Origin of the sequence: Sphingomonas cremea, from assembly GCF_021502585.1 — a bacterium.
GTDB classification, from domain to species: Bacteria; Pseudomonadota; Alphaproteobacteria; order Sphingomonadales; family Sphingomonadaceae; genus Sphingomicrobium; species Sphingomicrobium cremea.
In genome coordinates this window covers 271459-295913 of the sequence record NZ_JAKFGM010000001.1, presented here as the reverse complement: position 1 = coordinate 295913, position 24455 = coordinate 271459, and the positions used below count along the sequence as shown (strand labels likewise).

The window sequence follows — 24455 nt, the reverse complement described above, 5'->3', positions numbered from 1 at the left end:
ACCCGGAGCCCCTCGATCCTGATGAGCATGCTTAGCCCTTTGCCGGCGGGGTCGCCTTGGATTTGGCAGGTGCCCGCTTGCGAGCCGATGCGCTCGAGCGCCGCTTAGGCGCGGCCTTGCGCGCCGGTGCCTTGCGGGTCGCCGATTTGGCGGCGGCTGCCCGAGTGGAAGGAGCCTTGCGGGTCGCTCCAGTCTTACGCGGTGCAGCGCGCTTGGCGACCGGCTTCGAAGAGGCGGTGCCCGACGATCCCGAATCCTCATCGGCCCACTTGCCCGACAGCACGCGCTGGGCGGCGTCGGCAACTGCTTCGGCGATCAGCGAGCCCAGTTTCGATGCATTGCTCATCATCTGTGTCGCCGCGGCGCTGGCACTATCGGCCGCATCGAGGCCGGCCTCACGGATCGCTTTTCGCGCCTTTGGGCTGGCCGCGATCGCGGCCGCCGCAGCGGTCAATCCCGCCGCAAGCATTTCGCGACTCATCGCCGCCTTTGCGATCTTGTCCATTGTCGTTTTGCTGGAACCGCCGGTCTTCGAAGCTTTGGCCATCTGTGCCTCCCTTTTCGATCGTTACCGCACAAAGCGGTTCATCGCCGAAACGGTTCCGAAATAGTGCAGAAATGCCACAAGTAAAAGGGAGCTGTCGCACCACACGACAGCCCCCTTCAACATGGTCAGCGACCGGACGTTCAAGCCCGGAAGGCCAAGGTTGGCTGGTTAAGCCACCACCTTCCAAGCGAACAGAACCGACCTCCCTGCTGAACCATGAGACATCGGATCACCTCCTTTCGCTGCGTTGAAGCTGGACACAGCATGTTGTGGTTCGTGGTAATAAACAAGACTTGTATTAGTAGTCAGTTTCGGCAATCTTCAATGCTTCGCGCCGCTTCCGGCCAGGCCGGAATTGCCAGAATTGGCCCCGCGCCATCCGACATCAGAAACCTCCCGCGGCTGAACGCAATTGCGTCGAGCAGCGGATCATTGGCCAGCAAACGCCCGCCGAGGGGCAGCGTGCGGATGAGCGAGCTCGTCGCAAACGTCAGCGGACCGGTTGCCACGCCGGAACTAGGCCGGGTAATCGTTACCGTTCGGGTCGTCCGATCGCACCGTAGAGTGACGGCCGAACCGAATGACGCCAGCGATCCGCCCGCCGTGGGAATATATGACCATTGGCCGGGAGCTAGCGGAAGCGCCTTACCGGGTTCGAATGATAGTGGAGCAACTTGGGTGGCCGCCGGTGAAGCCGCGGCCAGCAGAACGACAGCAAGTCGAATCATTTGCCGAGCTTATCGACCTTGGCCTGGAGTGCAGCCAGCTCCTCTTTCAGCTTGGCCAGTTCTTCGGCCGATCCGTCGTCACTGGCTGCAGAGGACTTGGCCTTTTTGCCAGTCATAGCTTGGGCGGCTTCCTCGAACATTGCCATGTTGCGCTTGGCAAGGTCGGCAAACATGTTCGGGCCGAAGGCGCCAGCCATCGCCTTCTGATTCTTGTCGAACGCCTCCATAGCCGCTTCCAGATATGGTGGCACCGCGCCCTGCATCTGTCCCCCATAGAGGCCGATCAGTTGGCGCAGGAAATTGACCGGCAGCATCGTCGCGCCCCTCGACTCTTCGTCGACGATAATCTGGGTCAAAACCTGGTGGGTAATGTCCTCGCCGGACTTCGCATCGACAACTTCAAAGTCGCGGCCTTCGCGGATCATTGCCGCCAGCCGGTCGAGGGTGATGTAGCTGCTGCTTTCCGTGTCGTAGAGGCGCCGGTTCGCATATTTCTTGATAGTTACCTTGTCCGCCGGCTTGGCCATGCATCCGCTCCTGAATTTTGCCAAAGCCTAGTCCTGCCTCTTGCGCGCCGCAACAAACATGTCTTCTGCAGGTGCGAAGGCGATGCCGGAGCGGGGTCGAAACCTAGCGTGCCGCAACCTGGCGCGATGGAGGCGCAACGCAGTCTTTGCTGTTGAGCGGCGGCGGCGCATCCGGTCGCAATTTGATCCGTGACGTCTGTTCCGCCAGCCGGCGCACATAAGCATCCGTGAACACGGTCGCACACCGGCGTGTCAGGTGCGACCATTCGGGCAGGATGAGGTGCTGTGCCTGGGCTAGGTCGTCGATGTGGACTCCCACCGCGGAAGTTCCTTTCAGCAGCCTGTCCCATCCTCTCACTCGTGGAATGCGCTGTTCTTCGTTTACGCGCAGCTGCGACGATGACGGTGGGCGGACAAATACGACGTCGCCGCCACGGGCCCGAATTCGGCGGACTGCCTCTGCGCTTCGTGCAATCACCCATTCGCTGAGCCGCGGCGGCACCGGCGGGCCTTTGAAACCGTCCCAGGCGTGCCGTGCATGTCCGCGCAAATAGGGATCGGTCTCGATTCGATCCCACATGAAATATTGCCGCCCGTCGGACACCTCGGCCAATTTCCAGACGTCTTCATATGGACTGTCGGCGCCGTGGCGCCAGCCGGTGTCGACCTGCTTCACCTGGGTACTCAGCCGATATTCGGAATCGAGGAAGGCGATGTGGCGCTGCAGGAAGCGATCGATCCACAAACCGGTCAATTGCGACGGCTTCCCATTCTTGTGGAAGTTGTGCACCGCTTCGCCGCCAAGCCCGATTACCGGCATCCCGAAATACATTGTGTCGGCCAGGCCGACGATCAGCAGACCTTTGAACTTGGGGTCATTGGCGAAATGCTCGAGGAGCGGCCGGGCGTTCGTGCCGACGTGTGAAACCTGAACCGGACGGATCCCGGTGAGCTGTTCGAACCGATCAAGGTCGGTGTCGAACAGAATTCGACTGTCTCCGACAATCGCGATCGGCGCGGTGCTGGCGATCCGGCGTTGCTCGGCCCAGGACTGCGGACTGTCGTCGAGGTCGCCGGCGCGCAGGCCGATATTGGTGCGGGCATTCCATTCCCAGGCGCAAAGCAACAGCGTAACGATGCAAAAGGCGATCGCACCCATCCGCACCCAAGGCCGCGCGGGGATGTCGCGCACCGGTACCGGCTGCGCGACGCCAGGCCGGTCGGACGCCGTGAGCCGCAGCCCCTTGGCCAGCGCACCCTCGTGCCGCGTTGCGGCCGGGTCAGAAGGCGAAATAGATAAACGCACTGCCTTGTCCCTGTTCGATGACGACCGCGAACAGCATCAGCGTCCAGATGCTGCCCAGGACCACGGACGGAGTCCGCTCGATCACTGCCTCAAGCGTTGTTTCGCGCATCGCCCAGTGCGTGCCGAAGATTGCCGCGACGATGGTCAGCGCGATGATCATCGGACCAGCGGCGATCAGCGGGTCCGGCTTGGCTGCCAAGCCGGCCATGCCGGTCAGGATCGTACCCGCTTCGCCAAACGTCTTCGCCCGGAAGAAAACCCAGGTGACGTTGATCAGTACGAACGTGAGGATGGCGAGCGAGAATAGGGTGATGGCTCCGGGCTTGAAGCCGGCGAAGCGAGACCTCAGCCATCGCTCGGCCGACAGGTAGAGCCCGTGAAGGCCGCCCCAGACCACGAACGTCCAATTGGCGCCGTGCCATAAGCCGCCAAGCAGCATCGTCCCCATCAGCGCGGCATAGGTTCGCGCAGTCCCATGCCGATTGCCCCCCAACGGGATGTAGAGATAGTCGCGCAGCCAGCTCGACAAGGTGATGTGCCAGCGCCTCCAGAAGTCGGAGAAGCCGACCGCGCCATAGGGAAAGCGGAAATTGTCGGGCATGGCGAAACCCAGGCAAAGCGCGACCCCGATCGCTGACGTCGAGTAGCCGGCAAAATCGCAGAATATCTGTCCGGCGAATGCAAGCGTCGCGGTCCAGCTGTCGAGCATTCCTGGGACCTTGCCTTGCGCGTCGTAGACCGCCTCGACCACTGGAGCGAGGAAGCCGTCGGCGATCACCACCTTCTGGAAAAGGCCGAGTGTCAGCAGGGCGAGGCCAAAGAAGAGCTGATGGGCAGTTGCCCGGCGCGGCTCGTCGAACTGCGGCACAAGCTCGGTCGGCCGCATGATTGGACCCGCGACCAAATGCGGGAAGAATGTCACGAACAGCGCGTAATTGAGGAAGCTCCCCGCTGGTTTCGATCGGCGGAGATAGACGTCAAGCGTGTAGGACAGGGTGGCGAATGTGTAGAAACTGATCCCGACGGGAAGCACGATATCCCATGGCGGCGGTTGATAAATGACCCCGATCGACCCCATCACAGTGACGAAGTTCTGCATCAGGAAATCGCCATATTTGAAATAGCCGAGCATCCCGAGGTTCACGACCACGGAGATAAGCATCCACGCCTTTCGGGTACGCTCCCGTTTCGATCGCACCATCCATTGGGCTGCCCACCAATCGACCACCGTCGAAACCCACAGCAGGATGACGAACGGCGGGTTCCAGGCGGCGTAGAACAGGTAGGACGCAACCAGCAGGTTGATCTTCTTCTGGCGCCACGAAAACGGGCCGTTGTGCAAGGCGAGCACAATGACAAAGAAGACGATAAAGGTCAGCGAATTGAAGATCATGCGCCGCCGCGCCCTGCCGCGCGCCTGTCTCTGGCCATGCCCCTGCTCCCCCGCAACGGTGCACGCACAAGGGGCGAATCGGATAATGCCAAATTAACGCCCCAGCGCCTGACTGCCCTCCTTAAGCCGATGGTGCAAGCGGCCAGCCGCAGCCCCGCTTGCCCGAGCCGCCGCTCGCCGCTAGACGGACGGCAACGCACCCATAGCTCAGCTGGATAGAGCGCTGCCCTCCGAAGGCAGAGGCCAGAGGTTCGAATCCTCTTGGGTGCGCCATTCTCCCGCAAAAACTGGGCACTTCATTTCTGGCTCGCTGCCGCCGCGATCACGGCGCGCTACAATGCTTTGCGTGTTCCGCAGACTAGCCCGAAGCGACAACTGACCCTCCGGTTAGGTCCAGCCGGCCAAAATGAAGGCGCGCAGCGTCATTAAAGGCGCGGACGTTAACCGAGGTTCGACGATTGGCCTGATAGACCAGGTGGACAGGAATTGCAGGGGGCGCGAAGTCGTCGAGCAACGTCACGAGTTGCCCTGAGGAAATCGCGTCGAGAGCCTGGTACGAAAGCACATGCGCTATCCCAAGGCCGTCGACGGCCGCCGAAATGGCCGCATCGGCGGCATTTACGGTAAGCCGCGGCTCGACCCGTATCGCCGGCTTGCCGCTTGGACCGAACCGCCATTCCCGAGCGCGATCGAGCTCGTTGAACGAGATAAGCGAATGGTCATGCAGTCCTGCAACATTGGCAGGCCCTGGGTGCAATTTGAGATAGACCGGGCTGGCGACCAGGACACGGCGTACCTCAGCAACTTTGAGCGCGTACAGGGCACTATCCGATAAGTCGCCAATGCGAACCGCGACGTCGATCCCTTCATCAACCAGCCGGACCACCCGATCGACCAAAGTCAGCTCGACCCTGAGTGTGCTGTGAGCACGCAACAAGGCCGTCACGATCGGGACGATATGGAGCCGCCCGAACGTAACCGGCGCGGTGACGACCAGGGTTCCGCCCGGCGTCGCGGCTTCGCCGCGTAAGGTAAGCGCTGCTTCGTCGAGATCGGCGAGCGCCGCGCGGCAACGTTCTAGATAGGCTGCTCCCTCGGCGGTCATCCGGACTGAACGAGTTGTTCTACGAACCAGCATGGTGCCCAGCGAGGCTTCCAGCGCGGCGACCGCACGACTTGTAGCGGTCGGCGAGATCCGCAACCGCCGAGCTGCCTCAGCGAAGCTTGCGTGGTCCGCAACCGCCACGAAGGTCCGAAGCATATCCAGTCGGTCCACGATTATCCCGATTTCCGCAATAGTGAAGTGTATAGTTACTGGATTATCACAGAAATGGACAAGTGGCATCTCTGATGGAGCGGGCAGCATCCAGCGGCCTGCGCAGGAGAGACCCTATGTCCCGCATCGCCATCCCCACTCGTGAAAATGCTCCCGCCAAGTCACAGCCTTTGCTCGATGCAGTAGAAAAGCAGCTCGGCATCGTTCCCAATCTCTTCCGCCTCGTGGGGACCAGCCCCGCCGCGCTCGAAGGGTATCTCGGCCTCAATAGCGCGCTCGGCCGCACGCTCGATGCCAAGACTCGAGAGCGGATCGCGCTGGCGATCGCTCAGGCCAACGGATGTGATTATTGCCTGTCGGCTCACACATATCTGGGCCTCAACCTCGCCAAGATCGATGAAGCCGAGATCGCGCTCAATCGCGGCGGCCATTCGGGCGACGCCAAGGCTGATGCCGCGGTAACCTTCGCTCGGAAAGTGCTTGATGCCCGCGGCCACGTCGGCGGCGCCGACATCGCCGAAGTCCGGCTGGCCGGCTACAGCGAAGCCCAGGTGATTGAGATCGTTGCGAATGTTGCGCTGAACGTGCTCACCAACTACATCAACAATGTCGCTGAAACCGACATCGACTTTCCGGTTGTCTTGGCCTCGCAAGCCGCATGATGCTCCTGCCGTCGGCGCCCCCGCCGACGGCCCCATCCTTTGGGGAAGATGACTATGTCCAACGGCTTTCTCGACATCGCGACGACACCGAGCGTTCTCGCCGCGCAGGCTGCGAACGGAAGTGCTGGGCTCTACGACAAGGTTGTGGCCAAGCGATCTTCGAACCGCTTCAGCGAAACCGAGGCCGCGTTCATCGCGGCGCGCGATAGCTTTTATATGGCGAGCGTGTCCGAGAGTGGCTGGCCATATGTCCAGCATCGTGGCGGCCCGCCGGGATTCCTCAAGTTGATCGACGAGACAACGCTCGCCTTCCCCGATTTCCGCGGCAATCGCCAATATATCAGCCTGGGCAACGTCTCCGTCGAGAATCGCGTCGCGCTGATTCTTATGGACTATCCACGGCGCCGGCGACTGAAGCTCTACGCCCGGATTGAAGCGCGCGACCTTGTTGCCGACCCCATTCTCGCAGCGCAGATCGCACTTCCAGATTATCGGGGATTGGTCGAGCGGGCCTTTGTGCTTCGTCTCGAGGCGTTTGACTGGAACTGCCCACAACACATCACGCCACGCTTAACGGAAGCGGAAATCGCCGCGGCGAGTGCGAGGCTCACTGAACGCTTGGCAGAGCTTGAAGCCGAAAATAAAAGGCTTCGCGCGACGCTGAGCCAGTAGGATCCGACATGATTACGCAGCCCGAGATCCCCCGAGCGCAGCCTCGACGAATATGACGCTCCTGAGATGCGCTCGGATTGGCAGAAGTGTGGTGGGTACGGTGTAGGCGGCGTGATCGTTTCGATTACGTTGGTCGGCAATCAATGCTTCCACAACGGTAAAAGCCGAGATAACCCTATCGCGCGTCCGCCCGCAGTAATCGCGGGCAGAAGGAATCGACGATGGCCGCGCTTGATGGCGAGGAATCGAACTTGACTGCGACGATTGGTGGACCTGAACACCTTTCCGCCAAGAGTCATGTCGTTTTCCGTCATCGGATCTCCACTCGACTCTGGCACTGGGTAAATGTCGTCGCCTTTTTCATCATGGTGATGAGCGGACTGATGATTTTCAACGCCCATCCGCGGCTCTATTGGGGGCAATATGGGGCCAATTTCGATCATTCCTGGCTTGAGATTAGCGGAAAGGACCACAAAGGCCATCTGCGGATCGGATCGGTGACTGTCGAGACGACCGGGGTGCTTGGCAACTGGCGTGACAGCAACGGTGCCATCAACTCCCGGGCTTTTCCTGGCTGGGCGACGATTCCGTCGAACTACAGTCTCGCGGACGCTCGGTTATGGCACTTGTTCTTCGCCTGGGTGCTTGCGATCGGGCTATTCGCCTATTTGCTGACAAGCTTGTGGAATCGTCACATCCAGGATGAGATCGCACCAACATCGAATGAGTTGAAGACGTCGCACCTTTGGCGCGACATCAAGGACCATGCCCGACTACGCTTTCCTACCGGGGAGGCCGCCACCCGCTACAATATCTTGCAGAAGATGTCGTACGGGCTGGTCCTTCTAATCCTATTGCCGGTGATGGTGCTGACAGGATTGTCGATGTCGCCGGGGATCGACGCATTTGCAGGCGGCCTCGTCGAGTTATTCGGTGGGCGGGCGTCGGCGCGATCGATCCACTTCATTGTCATGTGGGCGCTATTGGGATTCTTCCTCGTCCATGTTGTGATGGTCATTCTCGCCGGCCCGATCAACGAGGTACGATCGATGATCACTGGCCGCTATGCAATCAAGCCCGACCGGCCCGTGATTGAGGAGAGCGACGATGCCGGACCTGCCGCCTGATCACACGCGCCGTCGCTTAATCGCCACCATCGGGGCAAGCGGCGCTGGACTTTTGGCCGGTTGCGATCGGGTCAACGCGTCGCCGACAATGCGGTCGTTCCTGTCACTGGGCGAGGATGCCAGTTACCGGGCGCACCGCTTGATCGGGGGCAAGGCGCTGGCGACCGAATTCGACGCCAGTCAGGTATCACCGCTCTTTCGCCCTAACGGAGCGACAATGCCGCAATCACCGCAGTATCAGCGGCACCTGGCTAGCGGCTTCGCCAAATGGCGGTTGCGGGTCGATGGGCTTGTTCGAAGGACGCTCGACCTGTCGCTCGATGCGATACGTTCGCTCCCCCAGCGGACCCAGATCACGCGCCACGATTGCGTCGAAGGATGGAGCGCGATTGGCCAGTGGACGGGCCCGCAGCTCAGCCATCTGCTGCGCGCGGCCCAACTAAGCGACCAGGCGCGGTACATCGTCTTCTATTGTGCCGATGAAGAAGGCGGACGGCCTTATTACGAATCGATTGACCTCAATGATGCGTATCATCCGCAAACCATTCTTGCCCATCGCCTCAATGGCCGGCCGCTGCCGGTGATGAACGGAGCTCCCGTACGCCTGCGAGTCGAGCGACAGCTCGGCTACAAGCACGCCAAGTTCGTGATGCGGATCGAAGCGCGCGCGCGTCTCGACGATCTGTTCGGCGGCAAGGGGGGAATGTGGGAAGATCGCTCCGGCTACCAATGGTATGCGGGCATCTAGGTGACGATCTCTGAGCCGGTGAGATTTGCGACGTCGACTCACCCGGACCGACTGAATGAATCCCGAGAAAATTCGAAGCTGCAGGCAAGTTCGAGGCGAATGACTTCTCATGACATTTGGTCCACATTGGACCCAAAATCAGCAAGCTGAATATGCACCTGCACTGGAAGCAGTTCGACCGTTGAAGCCTATTGCGCATGTCCCTGGTCATTCATTGATGTGGATCATCGGAACCCATACGGCGGCTCGGTAGCTGTGACCTCAAGGAGGATGGTTGCTTGAAGGTCAGGTTCTACGGAAGGCTCGGCGAGATGCTGGGAGCGGAGATCGACGTGGATCCCCCCGCGGGGACGGACACTGTGCTGAAGCTTCGGGAAGTCCTCGTCCAGACGTATCCGGATGCGTCGACCGATCTTCGCCAACGTTCGCGAGCTTGCATCGCGGACACGATGGTCAGTGAAGACCATAAGCTGCTCGGTACAGAGACGATCGAATTTTTCCCGCCGCTGTCGGGGGGCTAGAATGCAGTGCAAGACGCGCCTCGCAACTGAACGCTTCGACCCGAATGGCGAATATGCGACATTTCAATCGACCCTTGTCGATGAGGGTGCCATTGTAACTTTTGTCGGGGTCGCACGGCCACAATCTGCTGCCGGCGGAAAGGTCACGGGCCTCTTTCTCGACCATCATCCGCGACTAACGGAAGCGTCTCTTAACGAGATTGCCGTGGATGCCGGGCGACGGTTCGACGTTTCCGCAATCAGCGTTGTTCATCGCTGCGGCAATGTGTCGCCGGGCGAAGCGATCGTTTTCGTCGCCACGGCGGCCCTTCATCGCCGCGCTGCATTCGAAGCCGCGGAATATGCCATGGATCGACTGAAAACCGAGGCTGTCCTCTGGAAGAGGGAGGATGCGGTTGACGGTTCGCGCTGGATTGAGCCAACCATCACCGACCAGGTTGACCGGGCGCGCTGGAGCAAGTGAATGGCGGGAATTGACAAGAGCCTGGCATTCCACCCCTTGCGGATTGCCATTCTGACCATTTCCGACACGCGCACGGAGGAAACCGACACGTCCGGGGCCCTGCTGGTGAGCCGGCTGCAGGCAGCCGGCCATGATCTTTCAGCCAAGGCGATTGTGCCGGACGACATTGAGGCAATTCGCACAAAGGTCCGAAACTGGGTGGACGACGAAGGCATCGACCTGATCATCTCGACCGGCGGTACGGGTTTTACTCCGCGGGATGTGACACCAGAAGCAGTGAAACCGCTCTTCCGCCGCGAAATGGATGGGTTTTCCGTCGTTTTTCATCAGGCAAGCCTCGGAACCGTCGGCGTTTCCACGCTTCAATCACGCGCATTTGCGGGCCAGGTCGACGATACCTTCATTTTCTGCCTGCCAGGCTCGACCGGTGCTTGCCGCGACGGTTGGGATCTCGTGCTCGCGCTCGAACTCGATAGCCGGTACCGGCCCTGCTCGCTTGCCGGCCAGGTTCCCCGCCTGAGGCAAGTCTGCGCATGAGCGACCTAACGCATCTTGACGAAGCTGGGCGTGCCCGAATGGTCGACGTCAGCTCAAAGGAATCGACCGCGAGGATCGCGAGAGCGGAAGGGCAGCTGCGCTGCGACGGCACCACTCTCGAGTTGGTGCGGAAAGGGCAGACACCCAAAGGTTCGGTGGTGCAGACGGCCGAGCTTGCGGGCGTCATGGCAGCGAAGAAGACTGCTGACCTCGTGCCTTTATGTCATCCCCTTGCACTCACCAAAATCGACGTAACGATCGAGCTCGATGATGCCCTGCCCGGCTTCCGGGTGACCGCTGAGGCCCGCACTGTCGCCCAGACGGGCGTTGAAATGGAAGCGCTGACCGCCGTGTCCGTCGCCTGCCTGACCCTTTTCGACATGCTGAAGGCGGTCGACCGGACAATGGTGATCGAGCGCATACGGGTCACCGAAAAGTCGGGTGGCCGCTCGGGAAGCTGGTCTGCGGCGTGATCTCCTTCGACCAAGCCGCGGCAATCGTCAGTAACGCAGCACGGCCATTGGGTAATGAGCGCGTGCCCATCGGCGAAGTACATCGCCGCGTGCTTGCCGAGCCAGTCATCGCCCGCGTCAATTCGCCGCCCTCAGACGTATCGGCGATGGACGGTTATGCGGTGCGGGAGGAGGATCTCCGACAGTTGCCCGCACGGCTGCGGGTAATCGGCGAATCCTTTGCGGGTTCAGGCTTCGGCGGCGGTGTTTCGCCTGGATCCTGTGCCCGAATTTTTACCGGCGCTCCTGTTCCCAAGGGCGCCGATCGTGTTGTCATCCAGGAGGTTGTGCGGCGCGAAGATGACGTGGCAATCATTGGTGAGCATCCCGGCGCGGCGAAACACATCCGCGTCCGCGGTTCCGACTTCCAGAAGGGCGACTCACTCGTCGAAGCAGGAACGCGCCTGGGCTACCGCCAGCTTGTTGCGGCTGCGGGCGCCGATCTCTCCGATGTTGTCGTCCGGCGGCGTCCCACCGCATTGATCCTCGGCACGGGCGACGAACTCGCGGCGCCGGGCAGCGCCGCGGGAAAGCCGGGCGCCATTCCCGAAAGCGTGTCCTTCGGAGTGGCTGCCTTGGCGGAAGACTGGGGAGCCTTGGTCAACGAACGGATTCACCTGCCCGATGATCTCAAGGCAATGGAATTGGCCGCGGCGCGCGCACTTAAACTGGCCGACCTGATCGTCGTGACGGGTGGTGCATCGGTCGGCGAAAAGGATTTCGCCAAGGCAATGTTCGAAAACCAGGGGCTCGAACTCTTGTTTTCCAAGGTAGCGATCAAACCGGGCAAGCCGGTCTGGCTTGGGCGGGTCAAGGGCAAGCTGGTGATGGGCCTGCCAGGTAACCCGACTTCGGCACTTGTGACTGCCAGGCTGTTGCTAGCGCCGTTGGTTGCAGGCCTGTCGGGACTCGACCCTCAATCGGCGCTCCGCTGGCGCAAGGCCCCCCTGCTGGCATCGTTGCCCGCATGCGGAGACCGCGAGACCTTTGTGCGCGCACGAGCAGTTCACGAAAGCGTCGAGCCGACGGCGAGCCAGGATTCAAGCGCACAGAAGACATTGGTTGAAGCGAACTTGCTGGTGAGACGCCGGCCCGGCGCCCCCTCTGCCGAGACTGGGGAGGCGGTATGGGTGCTCGACTTTTAGCGACCGAGCATCTCCTCTGCGACAACAAGGTCCGCCGGACTATTGATGTTAAAGAAGGGGTCGCGAGAACTGGCGGGCCACTCTACATGGACGAAGCCTAGCTTTTGGGCGAAGCCTCTAAGTGAACGCCGCCCCGAAGCGCAATAGTCTGGAATCGAGTCCACGGCCGCTGTTCGCCAGAGCCCGCAAACCGGGTGCAGGTTGCCGCTGCTCGATGCAATTGCGGCGCCGAAACCGCCAATCTGCTCTTGCAACCGATCGGGAAGATCCTTGGGCAAGAAGGGCATGTCGCATGGAATGGTCATCAGGAGGTCCATGTCCTGTTCTCGAGCCCAGGCTAGACCCGCGTAGAGCCCGGCCAACGGTCCGGCGATGCCTGGCGCGTCGGCGATCCACGGGAGTTGATGACTTCCAATCTGATCTTTCGATCGCAACACGACGACAGCCAAATTCGACCAACTGTTGGCGAGCTCGAACGCCTGTTCGACGAGCGTGGTGCCACCCAGCCTGATCAACGGCTTGCCGCCGCCGATACGGCTCCCCTCGCCTCCTGCAAGAACGGCAACCGCGGCTTTGGACGAAACTGTCATGTGAAGATGAGCTTGGCGCCGGCAATTACCAACACCAGCCCAAGACCCTGCAAAAGGCGTGGCTTTGGCAACCGACCAATTCCAAGCCAGGTTCCGGCGAGCGCGCCCAGCACGACTGCACCCGCGAAGAATGGCAGTTCCGCCGGCAGTGAGCGCACCGACGCGACATTTCCAGCGAGCCCTGCGATCGAATTGACGAAAATGAAACCTGCCACGACGCCAGAAGTTCGCCGGGCATCTTCCCATCCAAACAGGATGATTAGCGGGCTGAGAAAAATTCCACCCCCTGTCCCGGTCAATCCCGCAAGCAGGCCAAGGAGCGCCCCGACTGGCAATGCGACTGTCGCGGAAACCGGCCGTATCTCCCGCTGCGCAAGCTCCGAAGGCTGCCAGAACAAGCGTAGCGCTGCCGCCCAAAGCAGCGCACCTACGAGCGGCCTGTAGATTTCCGGCGCAATCATGATCCCGCCGCCGATGAAAGCGGCCGGAACCGCCGTCGCGGCGAACAGCAGGAGTAGCTTCATATTGGTTTGCCCGGCCCGCCAGTAACGCCAGCTGCCTAGTCCCGCGACGATCAAATTAAGTGCCAACGCGGTCGGGCGCATTGTTTCCGGCGCCACGGCGAAGATCGCCATGATCGCAAGATAGGCCGAAGCGCCGCCATGCCCCACGGTCGAATATAAGGCGGCGGCGAGGCCCATCAGCACGGCGATCGTCACGATGGTTGTTGCGTCCATACTCCCCGCTTCCGCGATTTTCGCCGGATTGGCATTGGTAACGGCGAAGAGATTTGACGCAAATCATCTGTTTGACCTGAAAGGCCTGCTAGTTTTTGCTTCGCGCGATGCAGCGATGTCGACACAGTGAAAGACGAAGCAGTGGCTCTCAAACTGACAAAAGCCGTTCTTGGCGCATTCCTTGTGGCGGGGTGGAGCGGTAATGCGCTGGCGGCGGATCAGCCGTCCGAAGACAAGCTTCAGGTCCAGCCTCTGCTCGATCTCAGGCTTCGCTATGAAAATGTCGATCAACCGACGCTGGATGCAAATGGATTGACGCTTCGGCTTCGCGCTGGCGCCGAAGCGAAGCTGGGCCATTTTTCGTTTCTCGCAGAGGTCGAAGGCACAGCCGCCCTGGTCAACAATTACAACGCCTTTCCCTTCCCGCTTCCAGGGGAAGACCAGTGGCGCCCGCAATATTCTGTGATCGCCGATCCTGAAAATGCCGAGCTCAACCGACTGCAGCTTCAATACAAGACTGGCAGCAATAGCGTGACCTTAGGCCGCCAGCGGATCAACCTCGATGACCAGCGATGGGTTGGCTCGGTTGGCTGGCGTCAGAATGAGCAAACGTTCGACGCGGTTCGCGGCGAAGCCAAGCTGGGACCGGTCGCCGCCGATCTTACTTATGCAATCAAACAACGCACCATCTTCGGCGCCGACGCCGGTCCACGCACTGCCTTCGACGGCCATTTCATATTCGCCGGACTTTCATCGAAAGTCGGGCCGATCCAGGGCAAGCTGTTCGCCTACCTGCTCGACTATGATGAGGATTTCTTCCTTGCCAATAGCAGCCAGAGCTATGGGCTAACCCTGAGCACGGCCGTCCCGATAACCGGCAAGACCAAGCTTTCGCTGCGGGCAAGCTACGCCCGCCAGTCCGACTATGCCCAAAATCCGTTCGACTATGCGACGGATTACTGGTCGCTGGAGGCGGGAACGGCATTGGCCGGTTTCGCCGTCGCCGGGGGTTGGGAAAAGCTGGGTAGCGACAAAGGGCGCGGACTCCAGACCCCGATGGCGACATTGCATAAGTTCAACGGCTGGGCCGACCTGTTCCTGACGACTCCGACCAACGGGCTCGAAGACGCCTATGTTTCGGTCAGTCGCAAATTCGATGGGGTAAAGTTCTTACCCGGGCTGAATGCGACCGTGGTTTTCCATCAATTCGACAGCGATGTCGGCAACATCGAATATGGGACTGAATGGGATGCCTCGCTGGGCTTCAAGATCAGCCGCGTCGCGATTCTCGCCAAATATGCCGATTACGGGGCCAAGGGCTTCGGGGTCGATACCCGCAAATTCTGGCTCCAGGCCGAATGGGCGTTTTGATATTCAGCCGCCGAACCCAGCCGCCATTTCGTGAAGTCCGTCCCGGTCGAGTATCTCGATCCGATCCTGGCTCACCAGGCGAACGAGCTTCCTGTCCCTGAGTTGGGCCAGCATCCTGCTCACGGTTTCCTTGGTCAGGCCCAGATAGTCGGCAATATCCAGACGGCTCATAGGCAAATCAAACTGGGCTAGACTGCGACCTGCCACAAGTTCCTGACGCTCGACCAACGAAAGGAAGAAACTTGCCAGGCGCTCGGCGGCGGTCTTTCGGCCCAGCAAAACCATTTGAGAATGGGCGGCCGCCAATTCATGCGCGGCAAGGCGATATAATTCCCGCTCGACCTTTGGGTTTGCTTCGACAAAACGGTCAAAGGCCTCACGCGTGAACCACCACAATTCACTGTGGACCAACGCTTCGGCGGTAAAGGCATATTCCTCATCGACCGACACGCCAAGGAAGTCGCCGGGAAACATGAAACCGGTGATTTGCCGCCGCCCATCGGCAAGCAGCGAATAAATCTTCAACGACCCGCTGGCGAGCATGAAGACCCTCCTGACGGCGTCTCCTTCGTGGAAGATCGGCCGACCCGCCTGTAGGCGTTGCATGGAGCCAAGCGCCCGCAAATTGGCGAGAGTCACGGCATCCAGCCGCCGGCAAATGGTAATGGGCCGAATCTGGCAATCCTCGCAGGGATGGCCGACAGGTAGATCAGATAAGGGCCCCTTGGCTTGATACGGCAATTGGCTGTTTCCGGCCTCGAATATTCGCAGTGGCCATTGATTTGGCTCAATGCGCCATAGCGTTCCTCGCCTAGCCTTCAAACTCCCATATTACGCGAGGGGCGCATGCCCAGACTCTTGGTGAGGAAGCTCGAGCCCGACCGCATGGCGGATGCTTACCCGTTGATCCGCCATTTGGCTTGGGTTGGGAATGCCCAATGGGAAATGTTCGCGAGGCAACTTGCCGACAAGGGTGGCGGAGTATTGGCCGTCGAAGCCGAAGATGGGCATATTCATGGCGTCGCGACCTATCTGCCCGTAACCAGCCTCAGGCATGGCAAGGCGCTCCGTGTGGAGGCAATAGCTGCCTTCGAACTTGGCCATGCTTCGCCGGTCCGAAATCTCCTATCGGCCGCGCTCGATGAACTTGCCAGAAGCGAGGGATGCTCGGCGGTCGTGGTGAGCCTTGATAGCAAGGGTATGTTGAGCCCGCATTCCAGGAGGCGCTGCAGTTGGGAATCTCTCGGGCTGACAGCGGAAATCGTCGAATTCGTGCGGTGCCTCGATGGCGTCGCAAATTCGAACCAAGGCGCTCACATTGCCGACGAAGTCGGTCAGGACATGAGGTAGATCGCCAGCGCAACACCAGCCACGGTAACGATCAGCCACGCAATCGGCCAACCTTCCCCTTCGCCTTCGCGCGCTGATGTCGTGTCGATCGGGGGCGGCGACGGATGCTTCGTGTCATAAACCGTCTCGGTGGTGCTTTTCAGCGCCGGATTGAGCGGGCCTTCCTTAGGCTGATCTCTAGTCGGATCGCTCATCGGCCGCTCCTCCGTCCTGATTGTGCTGGTGGGAATGTTGCGGACAAGCCTTGGCGGTCAAGCGCCAATCGACCATCGCGATCAGGCAGGCAGTACCCGGATCCTCGCTGCGCTTGAGCGTCGAGGTCAAAGTTGCCCAGTCCTCTTCGCTTGCGAAGCGGGAAAAATCGGAGATCGCAGCTCGCACGTAGGACGTCGGTGTCAAAGCCTCGTCACTCGCAGCCGTTTCAACGGCTGCGGCGAGTTCAGGATTGGCGACCTTCAGCCAAGGCTGGAAATTGCCAGCCCCGTCTCGCGCCGCGGCGAGCAGATCGCCGAGCATTGCCATCAGCGACCGGCGCCTTCGATCAATATGCCCTCAAACGTTCCGCGGGCCGCAAGGCCCGCGACGTAGCGAGCCGCTTCGCAAGACCAGCTGCGGGCCTCGAGAGTATCGGCGATCTTGCTCCTTGCCATGTCGAATGGAATTGTGCGGCCAGGAATGCGTCGTTGATGCCGAAGGACATGCCACCCGAAGCGAGACCGCACCGGCTCACGGCCCGTCTCACCGTCGCCAAGCGATTCAAGTCCTCGCTGGATCGACTCCACCAACTCGCCGCGGCGAATCTGGCCAAGCGAGCCATCCTGTTGCGCCGAAGCACATCCCGAACAGTTGCGGGCGGCGGCGGCAAAAGCATTGGGATCGTCGCCCACTTGTCGGGCGATTTCGCGGGCGCGTTGCTCTGCTGCTTCCCAAGCTGCCTCGTCGTCGGATTCGGGCTCGATAAGAATGTGCGCCGCCTCGAACAGGTCCGGCGTACGAAACCTCTCATGATAGGCCTCGTAGTAGCGCCGGCACTCTTCCTCACCCGCCTGCGCAGGCGTCACCGCTTTCTCGAGCAGCGACCGGACAAGTGCGTCGTCGTCCGCCTCGCATCGCCCAGCTTCGTCGCGCTCCGGCTCCGCATGGACGCCCAGCCTGCGCGCTTCCTGCAGCAGCAACTCGCGCACCGCGAGCGCCCTGGCGGCTTCGGTCCATGCCGTTTCGGCATCCGGGGCGGGGTGATGCTGGATTTCCTGAGCGATCGCCTCGGGTGCGATCTCGACGCCATTGACCCGCACTTCGCCAAAGGTAGGTGGCGGCGGGATCATCGGCTCTGGACCGCCTCCGCAGCCGCCAGTCTCACATGAGCTCATCATCCCTGGTGCGGGCCGCTGGGCCGGATCTTCGAGGTTGATGACGTCGAGGCGACGAGTCATGTGGCGCGGCCTTCGTCCAGCGCCGTTCGCATCACCGTATCGCCCCCATAGCTTGGGGCGATACCGGCTGGGCCATGGGTCGGCGAACGCTCCCTGCCTACCCGGCGAGACCGGACAATTTGGTATCCAGGCCTAATCAGGAAGCCGATCGGCGCGCTCCAGATGTGAACCAGTCGAGTGAAGGGCGTGATCAAAAACAAGGTCAGCCCAAGGATGATATGGAGCTTATAGACCAGGGCGACCTCGGAGAGCCGCTGAGGCGCCGCCGGGTCGAGGGTGAGGATGCCGTTGGCCCAGCTCATGAACTTGACCATTTCGCTGCCATCAAGGTGCTCGATCGTCCAGAAAGTGGTGAGGATGCCGAGCGTCAGCTGAGTCCAGAGCAGGACAAGAACCAGGATATCGCCCCAGGAGGAGCTCTTGCGGATTCGGGAGTCAAACAACCGGCGGTGAAGCAACAGCGTGCAGCCAATGTAAGCTACCACTCCTGCGATGCCGCCAACCACAAGGGCAGTCGTCTGCTTGAACGAATGACTGACTCCGAGTGCGTCAAACACGTTGATCGGAGTTAACAGGCCAACGAAGTGGCCCATCAGCAGCACCAATATGCCCATGTGAAACATGTTTGAGCCGATCACCATTTGGCGCTTGCGCAGGAACTGGCTCGACTGCGACCGCCAGCCAAATTGGTTTGCGTCGAACCGGAAGATGCTTCCGACGACCAATACGGTGACCGCAAGGTAGGGGTACCAGCCAAACGCAAGCTGGTTGATAAAGTCGTTCATGCCCCAACCTCCCTGCTGATGCTGCGGTTCGATGCCCTGATCTTGGCGACGACTCCGGTCGGACCGCCCATCTCGTGCGCCCCGCTATTGTTGAAGGAAACTGGCGCCTCCTCCCATTCCTCGTCGATCTCCTTTGGGTCCTCAGCCGGCGTGTTCTGGTCGATCTCCGCCAGCGCCTCGATGTCGGGCCGGACCCCGGTCAACGCCACCAGGCAATGGAAGATCGAGGCATATAGCGACTGCCTCTTGTCGAGCCGCTCCGCCAGTGCGGCGAACACATGAGCCGGCTGCCCCAGCGTCTCACGCGCCTCGGAGGGCGGCAGGCAGGACGCAAATTCAAGAAAGACGGGTACGAAGTCCGGCAGCTCATTGGCCTCCAAGAAGAAGCCGCTCGCCAGATATTGCTGGCCGAGGTCGATCATCGCCTGGCCGCGCTCGCGATTGTCGCCGTGGACATGCTCGAACAGGTGCAGCGACAGTGACCGCGAACGGTCGAACAGCTCGCTGTAGGCAGCCTGCAAGTCGAGCAGTTCGTCCGTCTCCAGCGCGCGAAGCAACGGCTCCAGCCGATCGCGCTCTGCGCTGGACAGCAGTCTTTCGTTCTCGATCGCCATCCGCAGCTCTCCGACATGCGCCTTGAGCTCTTCCGACGGATAGCCGAGCAAGGCAGCAAGCGTTCTCAGCGTCATCTTCATGTCGACACCTTCATGTTCGGCTTGTTGGGCGAGCGCTTGGCCCCGCCGAACAAATTGACCTTGTTCGCGCCCTGGGTCGGATCTCCGAAGCCGAAGCCCGACGAGCCGCGCAGGACGTAGGCGTCCTCGTCGAACTCGCGGCGGGCGGTGGGGATGACGTAGCGGTCCTCATAGGCCGCCAGCGCCATGACCTTGTACATCTCCTCGATCCGGGCGCGGGTAAGGCCGACACGTTCGGGGATACTTTCGTCAATACGCCCTTCGACGCTCTTGGCCCGCATGTAGGAACGCATTGCCAGCATGCGTTCTAGAGCTGCTGCGATCGGCTCCTCGTCACCGGCGGTCAGCAGGTTGGCGAGATATTTGAGCGGGATGCGCAAGCTGCGGACGTCGGGCATTCCGTCCTGGGCGGAAATCTTGCCGGCCTCCGCCGCCGACTGGATCGGCGATAGCGGTGGCACATACCAAACCATCGGCAGCGTGCGATATTCCGGGTGGAGCGGAAAGGCGATCTTCCACTCCACCGCCATCTTGTAGACCGGCGAGCGGGTCGCGGCCTCAAGCCACTGGTCGGTAATGCCCTCGGCGCGCGCCGCCTCCTGCACGGCGACATCATTGGGATCTAGGAACACCCCAAGCTGGGCCGGATAGAGGTCCTTCGGATCTTCGACCGACGCCGCCGCCTCTATCTTGTCCGCGTCATACAGCACGACACCCAGGTAGCGGATGCGGCCGACGCAAGTCTCCGAACAGACCGTCGGTTGGCCCACCTCGATACGCGGGTAGCAAAAAATGCACTTCTCCGATTTGCCGGTCGACCAGTTATAATAGATTTTCTTGTACGGGCATCCGGACACGCACATCCGCCAGCCGCGGCACTTCTCCTGGTCGATCAGGACGATTCCGTCCTCGGCCCGCTTATAGATTGCGCCAGAGGGGCAGGACGCGAGACAGGTCGGGTTGAGGCAGTGCTCGCACAGCCTCGGCAGGTACATCATGAACGTCTTTTCGAACTGCCCGTAAATTTCCTTCTCGACGCCGTTGAAGTTGCTGTCATGGCTGCGCTTCTCGAACTCGCCGCCGAGCATGTCCTCCCAGTTTCCGCTCCACTCGATCTTGTTCATCGTCTCGCCGGTGACGAGTGAGCGCGGCCTGGCCGTCGGCTGCGCTTGCAGTTCCGGAGCAGCCTGCAACCACTCGTAATCAAATGTGTAAGGCTCGTAGAAGTCGTCGATCTCGGGAAGGTGCGGGTTGGCGAATATCTTCGACAGGATGCGCCACTTGGCGCCTTGCCTCGGCTGGATTTTCCCGTTTTTCTTGCGGATCCAGCCGCCCTTCCACCGCTCCTGGTTCTCCCAGTCCTTCGGGTAGCCGATGCCAGGCTTCGTCTCGACATTGTTGAACCAGGCGTATTCGACGCCTTCGCGGTTGGTCCAGACGTTCTTGCAGGTGATCGAGCAGGTGTGACAACCGATGCACTTGTCGAGGTTCAGTACCATCGCGATCTGGGCACGGACCTTCATCACGCCACCTCCTTTCCGGTGGCCTGGGCGTCTTTGACGCCGGTCCCCCAGTCGGCCGTGCCGCCCTCGACATTGGCGGCATCATCGGCCGCCTTGTCGAACCAGTTCACCTCGCTCATTTTCCGAACGATTACGAACTCATCACGGTTGGCGCCGACCGTCCCGTAATAGTTGAAACCGTAGGCAAGCTGGACATAGCCGCCGATCATATGGGTCGGCTTCATGTTGATCCGAGTGACGCTGTTGTGGATGCCGCCGCGCTGGCCGGTGATTTCCGATCCGACCGTGTTCACCAGCTTTTCCTGCGCGTGATACATGATCGCCGAGCCGGGCATGATCCGCTGCGACACGATCGCCCGCGCGGTCAGCGCGCCGTTGATGTTGAACACCTCGATCCAGTCATTGTCGACGATGCCCGCGGCGCGCGCGTCATCCTCACTGATCCAAACCGTCGGCCCGCCCCGGTTGAGGCTGAGCATGATGAGGTTCTCGGTATAGGTCGAATGGATCCCCCATTTCTGGTGGGGAGTGAGGATGTTGAGCAATATCTCATTGTTGCCATTGGGCAGCTTGCCGAGCACCTGCCGCACCGTCTTGGTGTCGATGGGTGGTCGCCAGGTAACAAAGCCCTCGCCGAACGCCCGCATCCACTGATGGTCCTGGTAGAGTTGCTGACGCCCGGTCAGCGTGCGCCACGGGATCAGCTCATGGACGTTGGTGTAGCCGGCGTTGTAGCAGACATGCTCGCTTTCCAGCCCCGACCAGGTCGGCGAGGAGATGATCTTGCGCGGCTGGGCGGCGACATCGCGAAAGCGGATCTTCTCCTCTTCCTTGCCATGGGCAAGGTGGCCATGCTCGCGGCCGGTAATCTTGCTCAAGGCGCCCCACGCCTTGACCGCGACTTCGCCGTTGGTCTCCGGCGCGAGCATCAGGATCGTCTCGCAAGCGTCGATGTCGCTTTCGACCTTGGGACGTCCGGCGGTTGGTCCGTCGAGCACCCGGCCGTTGAGATCGCCGAGCAGTTCGACTTCGTGCTTGGTATCCCAGCCGATCCCCTTGCCGCCATTTCCAAGCTTCTCGAGCAAGGGACCCAATGAAGTGAAGCGGGCGTAGGTCTCGGGATAGTTGCGCTCGACCAGCGAGATGGTCGACATGGTCTTGCCGGGGACGGGATCGCATTCGCCCTTCGTCCAATCCTTCGGCTCATAGGGCTGGGCAAGCTCGGCCGGCGTATCGTGCTGGATCGGCGTCAGGACGACGTCATGTTCTATCCCCAGTACTTCCGGTGCGACGTCCGAGAATTTCTTGGCGATCGCGCGGAAGATAATCCAGTCGCTCTTGGTCTCCCATGCCGGGTCCACCGCCGCCGACAGTGGGTGGATGAAGGGATGCATGTCCGACGTGTTGAGGTCGTGCTTTTCGTACCAGGTCGCGGTTGGCAAGACGATGTCGGAATAGATGCTGGTGGTCGACATGCGAAAGTCGATGTTGACCATCAGATCCAACTTCCCGACCGGCGCTTCGTCATGCCATACCACGTCCTTGGGCCGGTCGTGCCCGGCAGCTTCCTCGTCGGTGCCGATCACGCCGTGCATGGAGCCCACCAGGTGCTTCAGGAAATATTCGTGGCCCTTGCCGCTCGCGCCGAGCACATTGGATCGCCAGAAGAACATGTTGCGCGGCCAGTTGATCGGGTTGTCGGGGTCATGGCACGCCGGCTTCAGTTCGCCCGATTTCAGCCCTTCGACCACCGTCGCAGTCGCATCGCCGCCGGCCGCATGAATTTTCCGGCCAAGCTCGATCGGATTGGTCTGCAACTGCGGGGCCGACGGCAGCCAGCCCATCCGCTCCGCCCGGACATTATAATCTATCATGCTGCCCGACCAGTCGCCGTCGGGGGCGAGCGGCGACAGGATTTCCGACATCCGCAGGGATTCGTAACGCCACTGATCGGTATGGGCGTAGAAGAAGCTGGTACCGTTCATCTGCCTTGGCGGCCGGTTCCAATCGAGTCCGAACGCCAGCGGTAGCCAGCCGGTCTGCGGACGCAGTTTTTCCTGGCCGACATAATGCGACCAACCACCACCCGATTGGCCGACACAGCCGCACATCACGAGCAGCGAGATGATCCCGCGGTAGCTCATGTCCATGTGGTACCAGTGGTTGAGGCCGGCCCCGAGGATGACCATCGAGCGTCCCTTGGTCATCTCCGCATTGGCGGCGAACTCTCGCGCAACCTGGATGATTGCCTGGCGTGGAACGCCCGTGACCTTCTCGGCCCAGGCTGGGGAGAAGGGAGTATCGTCGTCGTAGCTTTTGGCGACATTGCTTCCGCCAAACCCGCGGTCGACGCCGTAGTTGGCGCAGAACAGGTCGAACACCGTCGCCACCGCGCAACTGCTGCCATCGGCCAGTTTGATCTGCTTCACCGGAATGTTGCGAACCAGGACCTCGCTATGGTCGGTCGCAACGAAATCGTGGGGCGCTTCCGCACCGAAATAAGGGAATGCGACGGGCTCTATCGAGTCATGATTCTCGGCAAGCGTAGTGCGCAGCCGCACGTCCTTTCCGCGACCGTCCTTCTCCTCAAGGTTCCATTTCCCGCTCTCGTCCCAGCGGAAGCCAGCCGAGCCTGCTGGCGCGACCAGCTTGCCGCTCGACTCGTCAAAGGCGACGGCTTTCCAATCTGGGTTGGACTTTTCACCAAGCGCGCCCTTGATGTCCGCTGCACGGATCAGGCGGTCGGGAACGAGCGTTCCCGCACGGTCGACCAGCTTAACCAGCAACGGAAAGTCGGAATATTTGCGCGTGTAGTCCGCAAAATATTCCGCCTGCCTATCGACGTAAAATTCCCGCAGCACGACATGACCGAGCGCAAGCGCCAGCGCCGCATCCGTACCCTGCTTGGGATGCAGCCACATGTCGGAGAATTTGGCTGCCTCATTGTAGTCGGGCGCAATCACCACGCTCTTAGCGCCGCGGTAGCGCACTTCGGAATAGAAGTGCGCGTCGGGCGCGCGGGTCATCGGGATGTTCGATCCCCACACCAGCAGGAAACCGGCATTGTACCAGTCCGCGCTCTCAGGAACGTCAGTCTGTTCGCCCCAGGTTTGCGGTGAGGATGGCGGAAGGTCGCAATACCAGTCGTAGAAGCTGAGCAGGTTGCCGCCGATCAGCGACAGGTATCGGCTGCCGGCCGCGTAGGAGATCATCGACATCGCCGGGATCGGCGAGAAACCGGCGATACGGTCCGGTCCATATTCCTTGATCGTATAGGCATTGGCGGCAGCGATGATTTCGGTCACCTCGTCCCAGCCCACGCGGACAAAGCCGCCGCGGCCGCGCTTCGCCACCCAGTCACGCCGCTTATCCGTGTCCTGCACGATCGACTTCCAGGCCGCCACCGGGCTCATCGATTTGCGCGCCTCGCGCCAATGCTTGATCAGCCGCGAGCGAACCAACGGATATTTGATGCGCGTCCCCGAATATAGATACCAGCTGTAGCTGGCCCCACGCGGACAGCCGCGCGGCTCATGGTTGGGCAGGTCGGGTCGGGTGCGGGGGTAATCGGTTTGCTGGGTTTCCCAGGTGACTATCCCGCCCTTCACGTAAATTTTCCACGAACAGGAACCGGTGCAATTCACGCCGTGTGTTGAGCGAACGATCTTATCGGCGGCCCACCGCTTCCGATAGGCGTCCTCCCAGTCGCGCGCCTCGTCGGTAGTAATGCCGTGCCCGTCCGAAAACTTTTCCCGCGTCCTGCGAAAATAGTTCAGCCGATCGAGAAAATGACTCATCCGCTCGGTC

At 61.0% G+C, this 24455-nt stretch carries 27 protein-coding genes and 1 tRNA gene; 12 read left to right on the top strand and 16 right to left on the bottom strand.

Translation table 11 applies throughout. The annotated features are described in order from the left end of the window. Positions 1 to 31 precede the first annotated feature (31 nt). From LVY65_RS01505 to LVY65_RS01485, 5 genes are all read right to left on the bottom strand, one after another. Positions 32 to 547, bottom strand: a complete 516-nt coding sequence (locus LVY65_RS01505; protein WP_235066243.1) for a hypothetical protein — start codon at positions 545 to 547, stop codon at positions 32 to 34. A gap of 305 nt (positions 548 to 852) precedes the next feature. Further along, a complete protein-coding gene (locus tag LVY65_RS01500) occupies positions 853 to 1275 on the bottom strand; it encodes a hypothetical protein (protein ID WP_235066242.1) in 423 nt (140 codons plus the stop codon). Continuing rightward, the gene (gene phaR / locus LVY65_RS01495) at positions 1272 to 1802 is read right to left on the bottom strand and encodes a polyhydroxyalkanoate synthesis repressor PhaR (RefSeq protein WP_408021956.1); all 531 of its coding nucleotides are present in this window, start codon (positions 1800 to 1802) and stop codon (positions 1272 to 1274) included. The genes LVY65_RS01500 and phaR overlap by 4 nt, the downstream gene beginning before the upstream one ends. Before the next feature lie 103 nt (positions 1803 to 1905). Further along, a complete protein-coding gene (locus LVY65_RS01490) occupies positions 1906 to 3108 on the bottom strand; it encodes a hypothetical protein (RefSeq protein ID WP_235066240.1) in 1203 nt (400 codons plus the stop codon). Beyond that, positions 3083 to 4501, bottom strand: coding sequence for an MBOAT family O-acyltransferase (locus tag LVY65_RS01485; protein WP_235066239.1), 1419 nt, complete (start codon positions 4499 to 4501; stop codon positions 3083 to 3085). The genes LVY65_RS01490 and LVY65_RS01485 overlap by 26 nt, the downstream gene beginning before the upstream one ends. A gap of 196 nt (positions 4502 to 4697) precedes the next feature. Here LVY65_RS01485 and LVY65_RS01480 point away from each other — a divergent pair. After that, positions 4698 to 4774, top strand: a tRNA-Arg gene (locus LVY65_RS01480). An 85-nt stretch (positions 4775 to 4859) separates the two neighbouring features. Here the strand turns inward: LVY65_RS01480 and LVY65_RS01475 are convergent. Then, positions 4860 to 5762 carry a LysR family transcriptional regulator gene (locus LVY65_RS01475; protein ID WP_235066238.1) on the bottom strand — a complete coding sequence of 301 codons (903 nt, stop codon included), beginning with the start codon at positions 5760 to 5762 and terminating at the stop codon, positions 4860 to 4862. Between the two features lie 131 nt (positions 5763 to 5893). Between LVY65_RS01475 and LVY65_RS01470 the strand changes: the two genes are divergently transcribed. The 9 genes from LVY65_RS01470 (at position 5894) to LVY65_RS01430 (ending at position 12164) form a co-directional block, all read left to right on the top strand. Next, positions 5894 to 6439, top strand: coding sequence for a carboxymuconolactone decarboxylase family protein (locus LVY65_RS01470; protein WP_235066237.1), 546 nt, complete (start codon positions 5894 to 5896; stop codon positions 6437 to 6439). 54 nt (positions 6440 to 6493) lie between these two features. After that, a complete protein-coding gene (locus LVY65_RS01465; RefSeq protein ID WP_235067143.1) occupies positions 6494 to 7111 on the top strand; it encodes a pyridoxamine 5'-phosphate oxidase family protein in 618 nt (205 codons plus the stop codon). A 221-nt stretch (positions 7112 to 7332) separates the two neighbouring features. Continuing rightward, complete coding sequence (locus LVY65_RS01460) at positions 7333 to 8238, top strand: cytochrome b/b6 domain-containing protein (protein ID WP_235066236.1); 906 nt, start codon at positions 7333 to 7335, stop codon at positions 8236 to 8238. Further along, entirely contained in the window at positions 8219 to 8986 is a 768-nt protein-coding gene (locus LVY65_RS01455) for a molybdopterin-dependent oxidoreductase (RefSeq protein WP_235066235.1), read from the top strand. Before LVY65_RS01460 ends, LVY65_RS01455 begins: the two co-directional genes overlap by 20 nt. A 278-nt stretch (positions 8987 to 9264) precedes the next feature. Then, entirely contained in the window at positions 9265 to 9507 is a 243-nt protein-coding gene (locus LVY65_RS01450; protein WP_235066234.1) for a MoaD/ThiS family protein, read from the top strand. A gap of 1 nt (position 9508) precedes the next feature. After that, positions 9509 to 9970 (top strand): molybdenum cofactor biosynthesis protein MoaE, encoded by a 462-nt coding sequence (locus LVY65_RS01445; protein ID WP_235066233.1) that lies wholly within the window; start codon positions 9509 to 9511, stop codon positions 9968 to 9970. Beyond that, positions 9971 to 10507, top strand: a complete 537-nt coding sequence (gene moaB / locus LVY65_RS01440) for a molybdenum cofactor biosynthesis protein B (RefSeq protein ID WP_235066232.1) — start codon at positions 9971 to 9973, stop codon at positions 10505 to 10507. After that, positions 10504 to 10980, top strand: coding sequence for a cyclic pyranopterin monophosphate synthase MoaC (gene moaC, locus LVY65_RS01435; protein ID WP_235066231.1), 477 nt, complete (start codon positions 10504 to 10506; stop codon positions 10978 to 10980). Before moaB ends, moaC begins: the two co-directional genes overlap by 4 nt. After that, a complete protein-coding gene (locus LVY65_RS01430; RefSeq protein ID WP_235066230.1) occupies positions 10977 to 12164 on the top strand; it encodes a molybdopterin molybdotransferase MoeA in 1188 nt (395 codons plus the stop codon). The genes moaC and LVY65_RS01430 overlap by 4 nt, the downstream gene beginning before the upstream one ends. Here LVY65_RS01430 and mobA read toward each other — a convergent pair. Together mobA and LVY65_RS01420 are read right to left on the bottom strand one after the other, a co-directional pair. Continuing rightward, positions 12161 to 12754: a molybdenum cofactor guanylyltransferase gene (mobA, locus tag LVY65_RS01425; protein ID WP_235066229.1), complete on the bottom strand. Its 594-nt coding sequence runs from the start codon at positions 12752 to 12754 to the stop codon at positions 12161 to 12163. The genes LVY65_RS01430 and mobA overlap by 4 nt on opposite strands. Further along, positions 12751 to 13491, bottom strand: coding sequence for a sulfite exporter TauE/SafE family protein (locus LVY65_RS01420; protein WP_235066228.1), 741 nt, complete (start codon positions 13489 to 13491; stop codon positions 12751 to 12753). Before LVY65_RS01420 ends, mobA begins: the two co-directional genes overlap by 4 nt. A gap of 126 nt (positions 13492 to 13617) precedes the next feature. On the opposite strand from LVY65_RS01420, the gene LVY65_RS01415 reads away from it, so the two are divergent. Beyond that, on the top strand, positions 13618 to 14862 hold the full coding sequence (locus LVY65_RS01415) for an alginate export family protein (protein ID WP_235066227.1): 1245 nt from the start codon (positions 13618 to 13620) through the stop codon (positions 14860 to 14862). Positions 14863 to 14865: 3 nt separating this feature from the next. On the opposite strand, the gene LVY65_RS01410 is transcribed toward LVY65_RS01415, so the two are convergent. Beyond that, positions 14866 to 15468: a helix-turn-helix domain-containing protein gene (locus LVY65_RS01410; protein ID WP_235066226.1), complete on the bottom strand. Its 603-nt coding sequence runs from the start codon at positions 15466 to 15468 to the stop codon at positions 14866 to 14868. A gap of 240 nt (positions 15469 to 15708) precedes the next feature. Here LVY65_RS01410 and LVY65_RS01405 point away from each other — a divergent pair, with 240 nt between their 5' ends. Then, positions 15709 to 16212, top strand: a complete 504-nt coding sequence (locus tag LVY65_RS01405) for a hypothetical protein (protein ID WP_235066225.1) — start codon at positions 15709 to 15711, stop codon at positions 16210 to 16212. Here LVY65_RS01405 and LVY65_RS01400 read toward each other — a convergent pair. From LVY65_RS01400 to LVY65_RS01370, 7 genes are read right to left on the bottom strand one after another with little or no spacing between them, the layout of a single operon-like run. Then, positions 16197 to 16406, bottom strand: coding sequence for a hypothetical protein (locus LVY65_RS01400; protein ID WP_235066224.1), 210 nt, complete (start codon positions 16404 to 16406; stop codon positions 16197 to 16199). The two genes, LVY65_RS01405 and LVY65_RS01400, sit on opposite strands and share 16 nt — an antisense overlap. Further along, positions 16390 to 16734, bottom strand: coding sequence for a hypothetical protein (locus LVY65_RS01395; protein WP_235066223.1), 345 nt, complete (start codon positions 16732 to 16734; stop codon positions 16390 to 16392). The genes LVY65_RS01400 and LVY65_RS01395 overlap by 17 nt, the downstream gene beginning before the upstream one ends. Beyond that, on the bottom strand, positions 16734 to 17645 hold the full coding sequence (locus LVY65_RS01390) for a peptidylprolyl isomerase (protein ID WP_235066222.1): 912 nt from the start codon (positions 17643 to 17645) through the stop codon (positions 16734 to 16736). The genes LVY65_RS01395 and LVY65_RS01390 overlap by 1 nt, the downstream gene beginning before the upstream one ends. Further along, positions 17642 to 18430, bottom strand: a complete 789-nt coding sequence (gene narI, locus LVY65_RS01385; protein WP_235066221.1) for a respiratory nitrate reductase subunit gamma — start codon at positions 18428 to 18430, stop codon at positions 17642 to 17644. Before narI ends, LVY65_RS01390 begins: the two co-directional genes overlap by 4 nt. Next, positions 18427 to 19125 carry a nitrate reductase molybdenum cofactor assembly chaperone gene (narJ, locus tag LVY65_RS01380; protein WP_235066220.1) on the bottom strand — a complete coding sequence of 233 codons (699 nt, stop codon included), beginning with the start codon at positions 19123 to 19125 and terminating at the stop codon, positions 18427 to 18429. Before narJ ends, narI begins: the two co-directional genes overlap by 4 nt. Beyond that, a complete protein-coding gene (gene narH, locus LVY65_RS01375) occupies positions 19122 to 20648 on the bottom strand; it encodes a nitrate reductase subunit beta (protein ID WP_235066219.1) in 1527 nt (508 codons plus the stop codon). Before narH ends, narJ begins: the two co-directional genes overlap by 4 nt. Beyond that, entirely contained in the window at positions 20648 to 24445 is a 3798-nt protein-coding gene (locus LVY65_RS01370; RefSeq protein ID WP_328282464.1) for a nitrate reductase subunit alpha, read from the bottom strand. The genes narH and LVY65_RS01370 overlap by 1 nt, the downstream gene beginning before the upstream one ends. Positions 24446 to 24455: the final 10 nt, after the last annotated feature.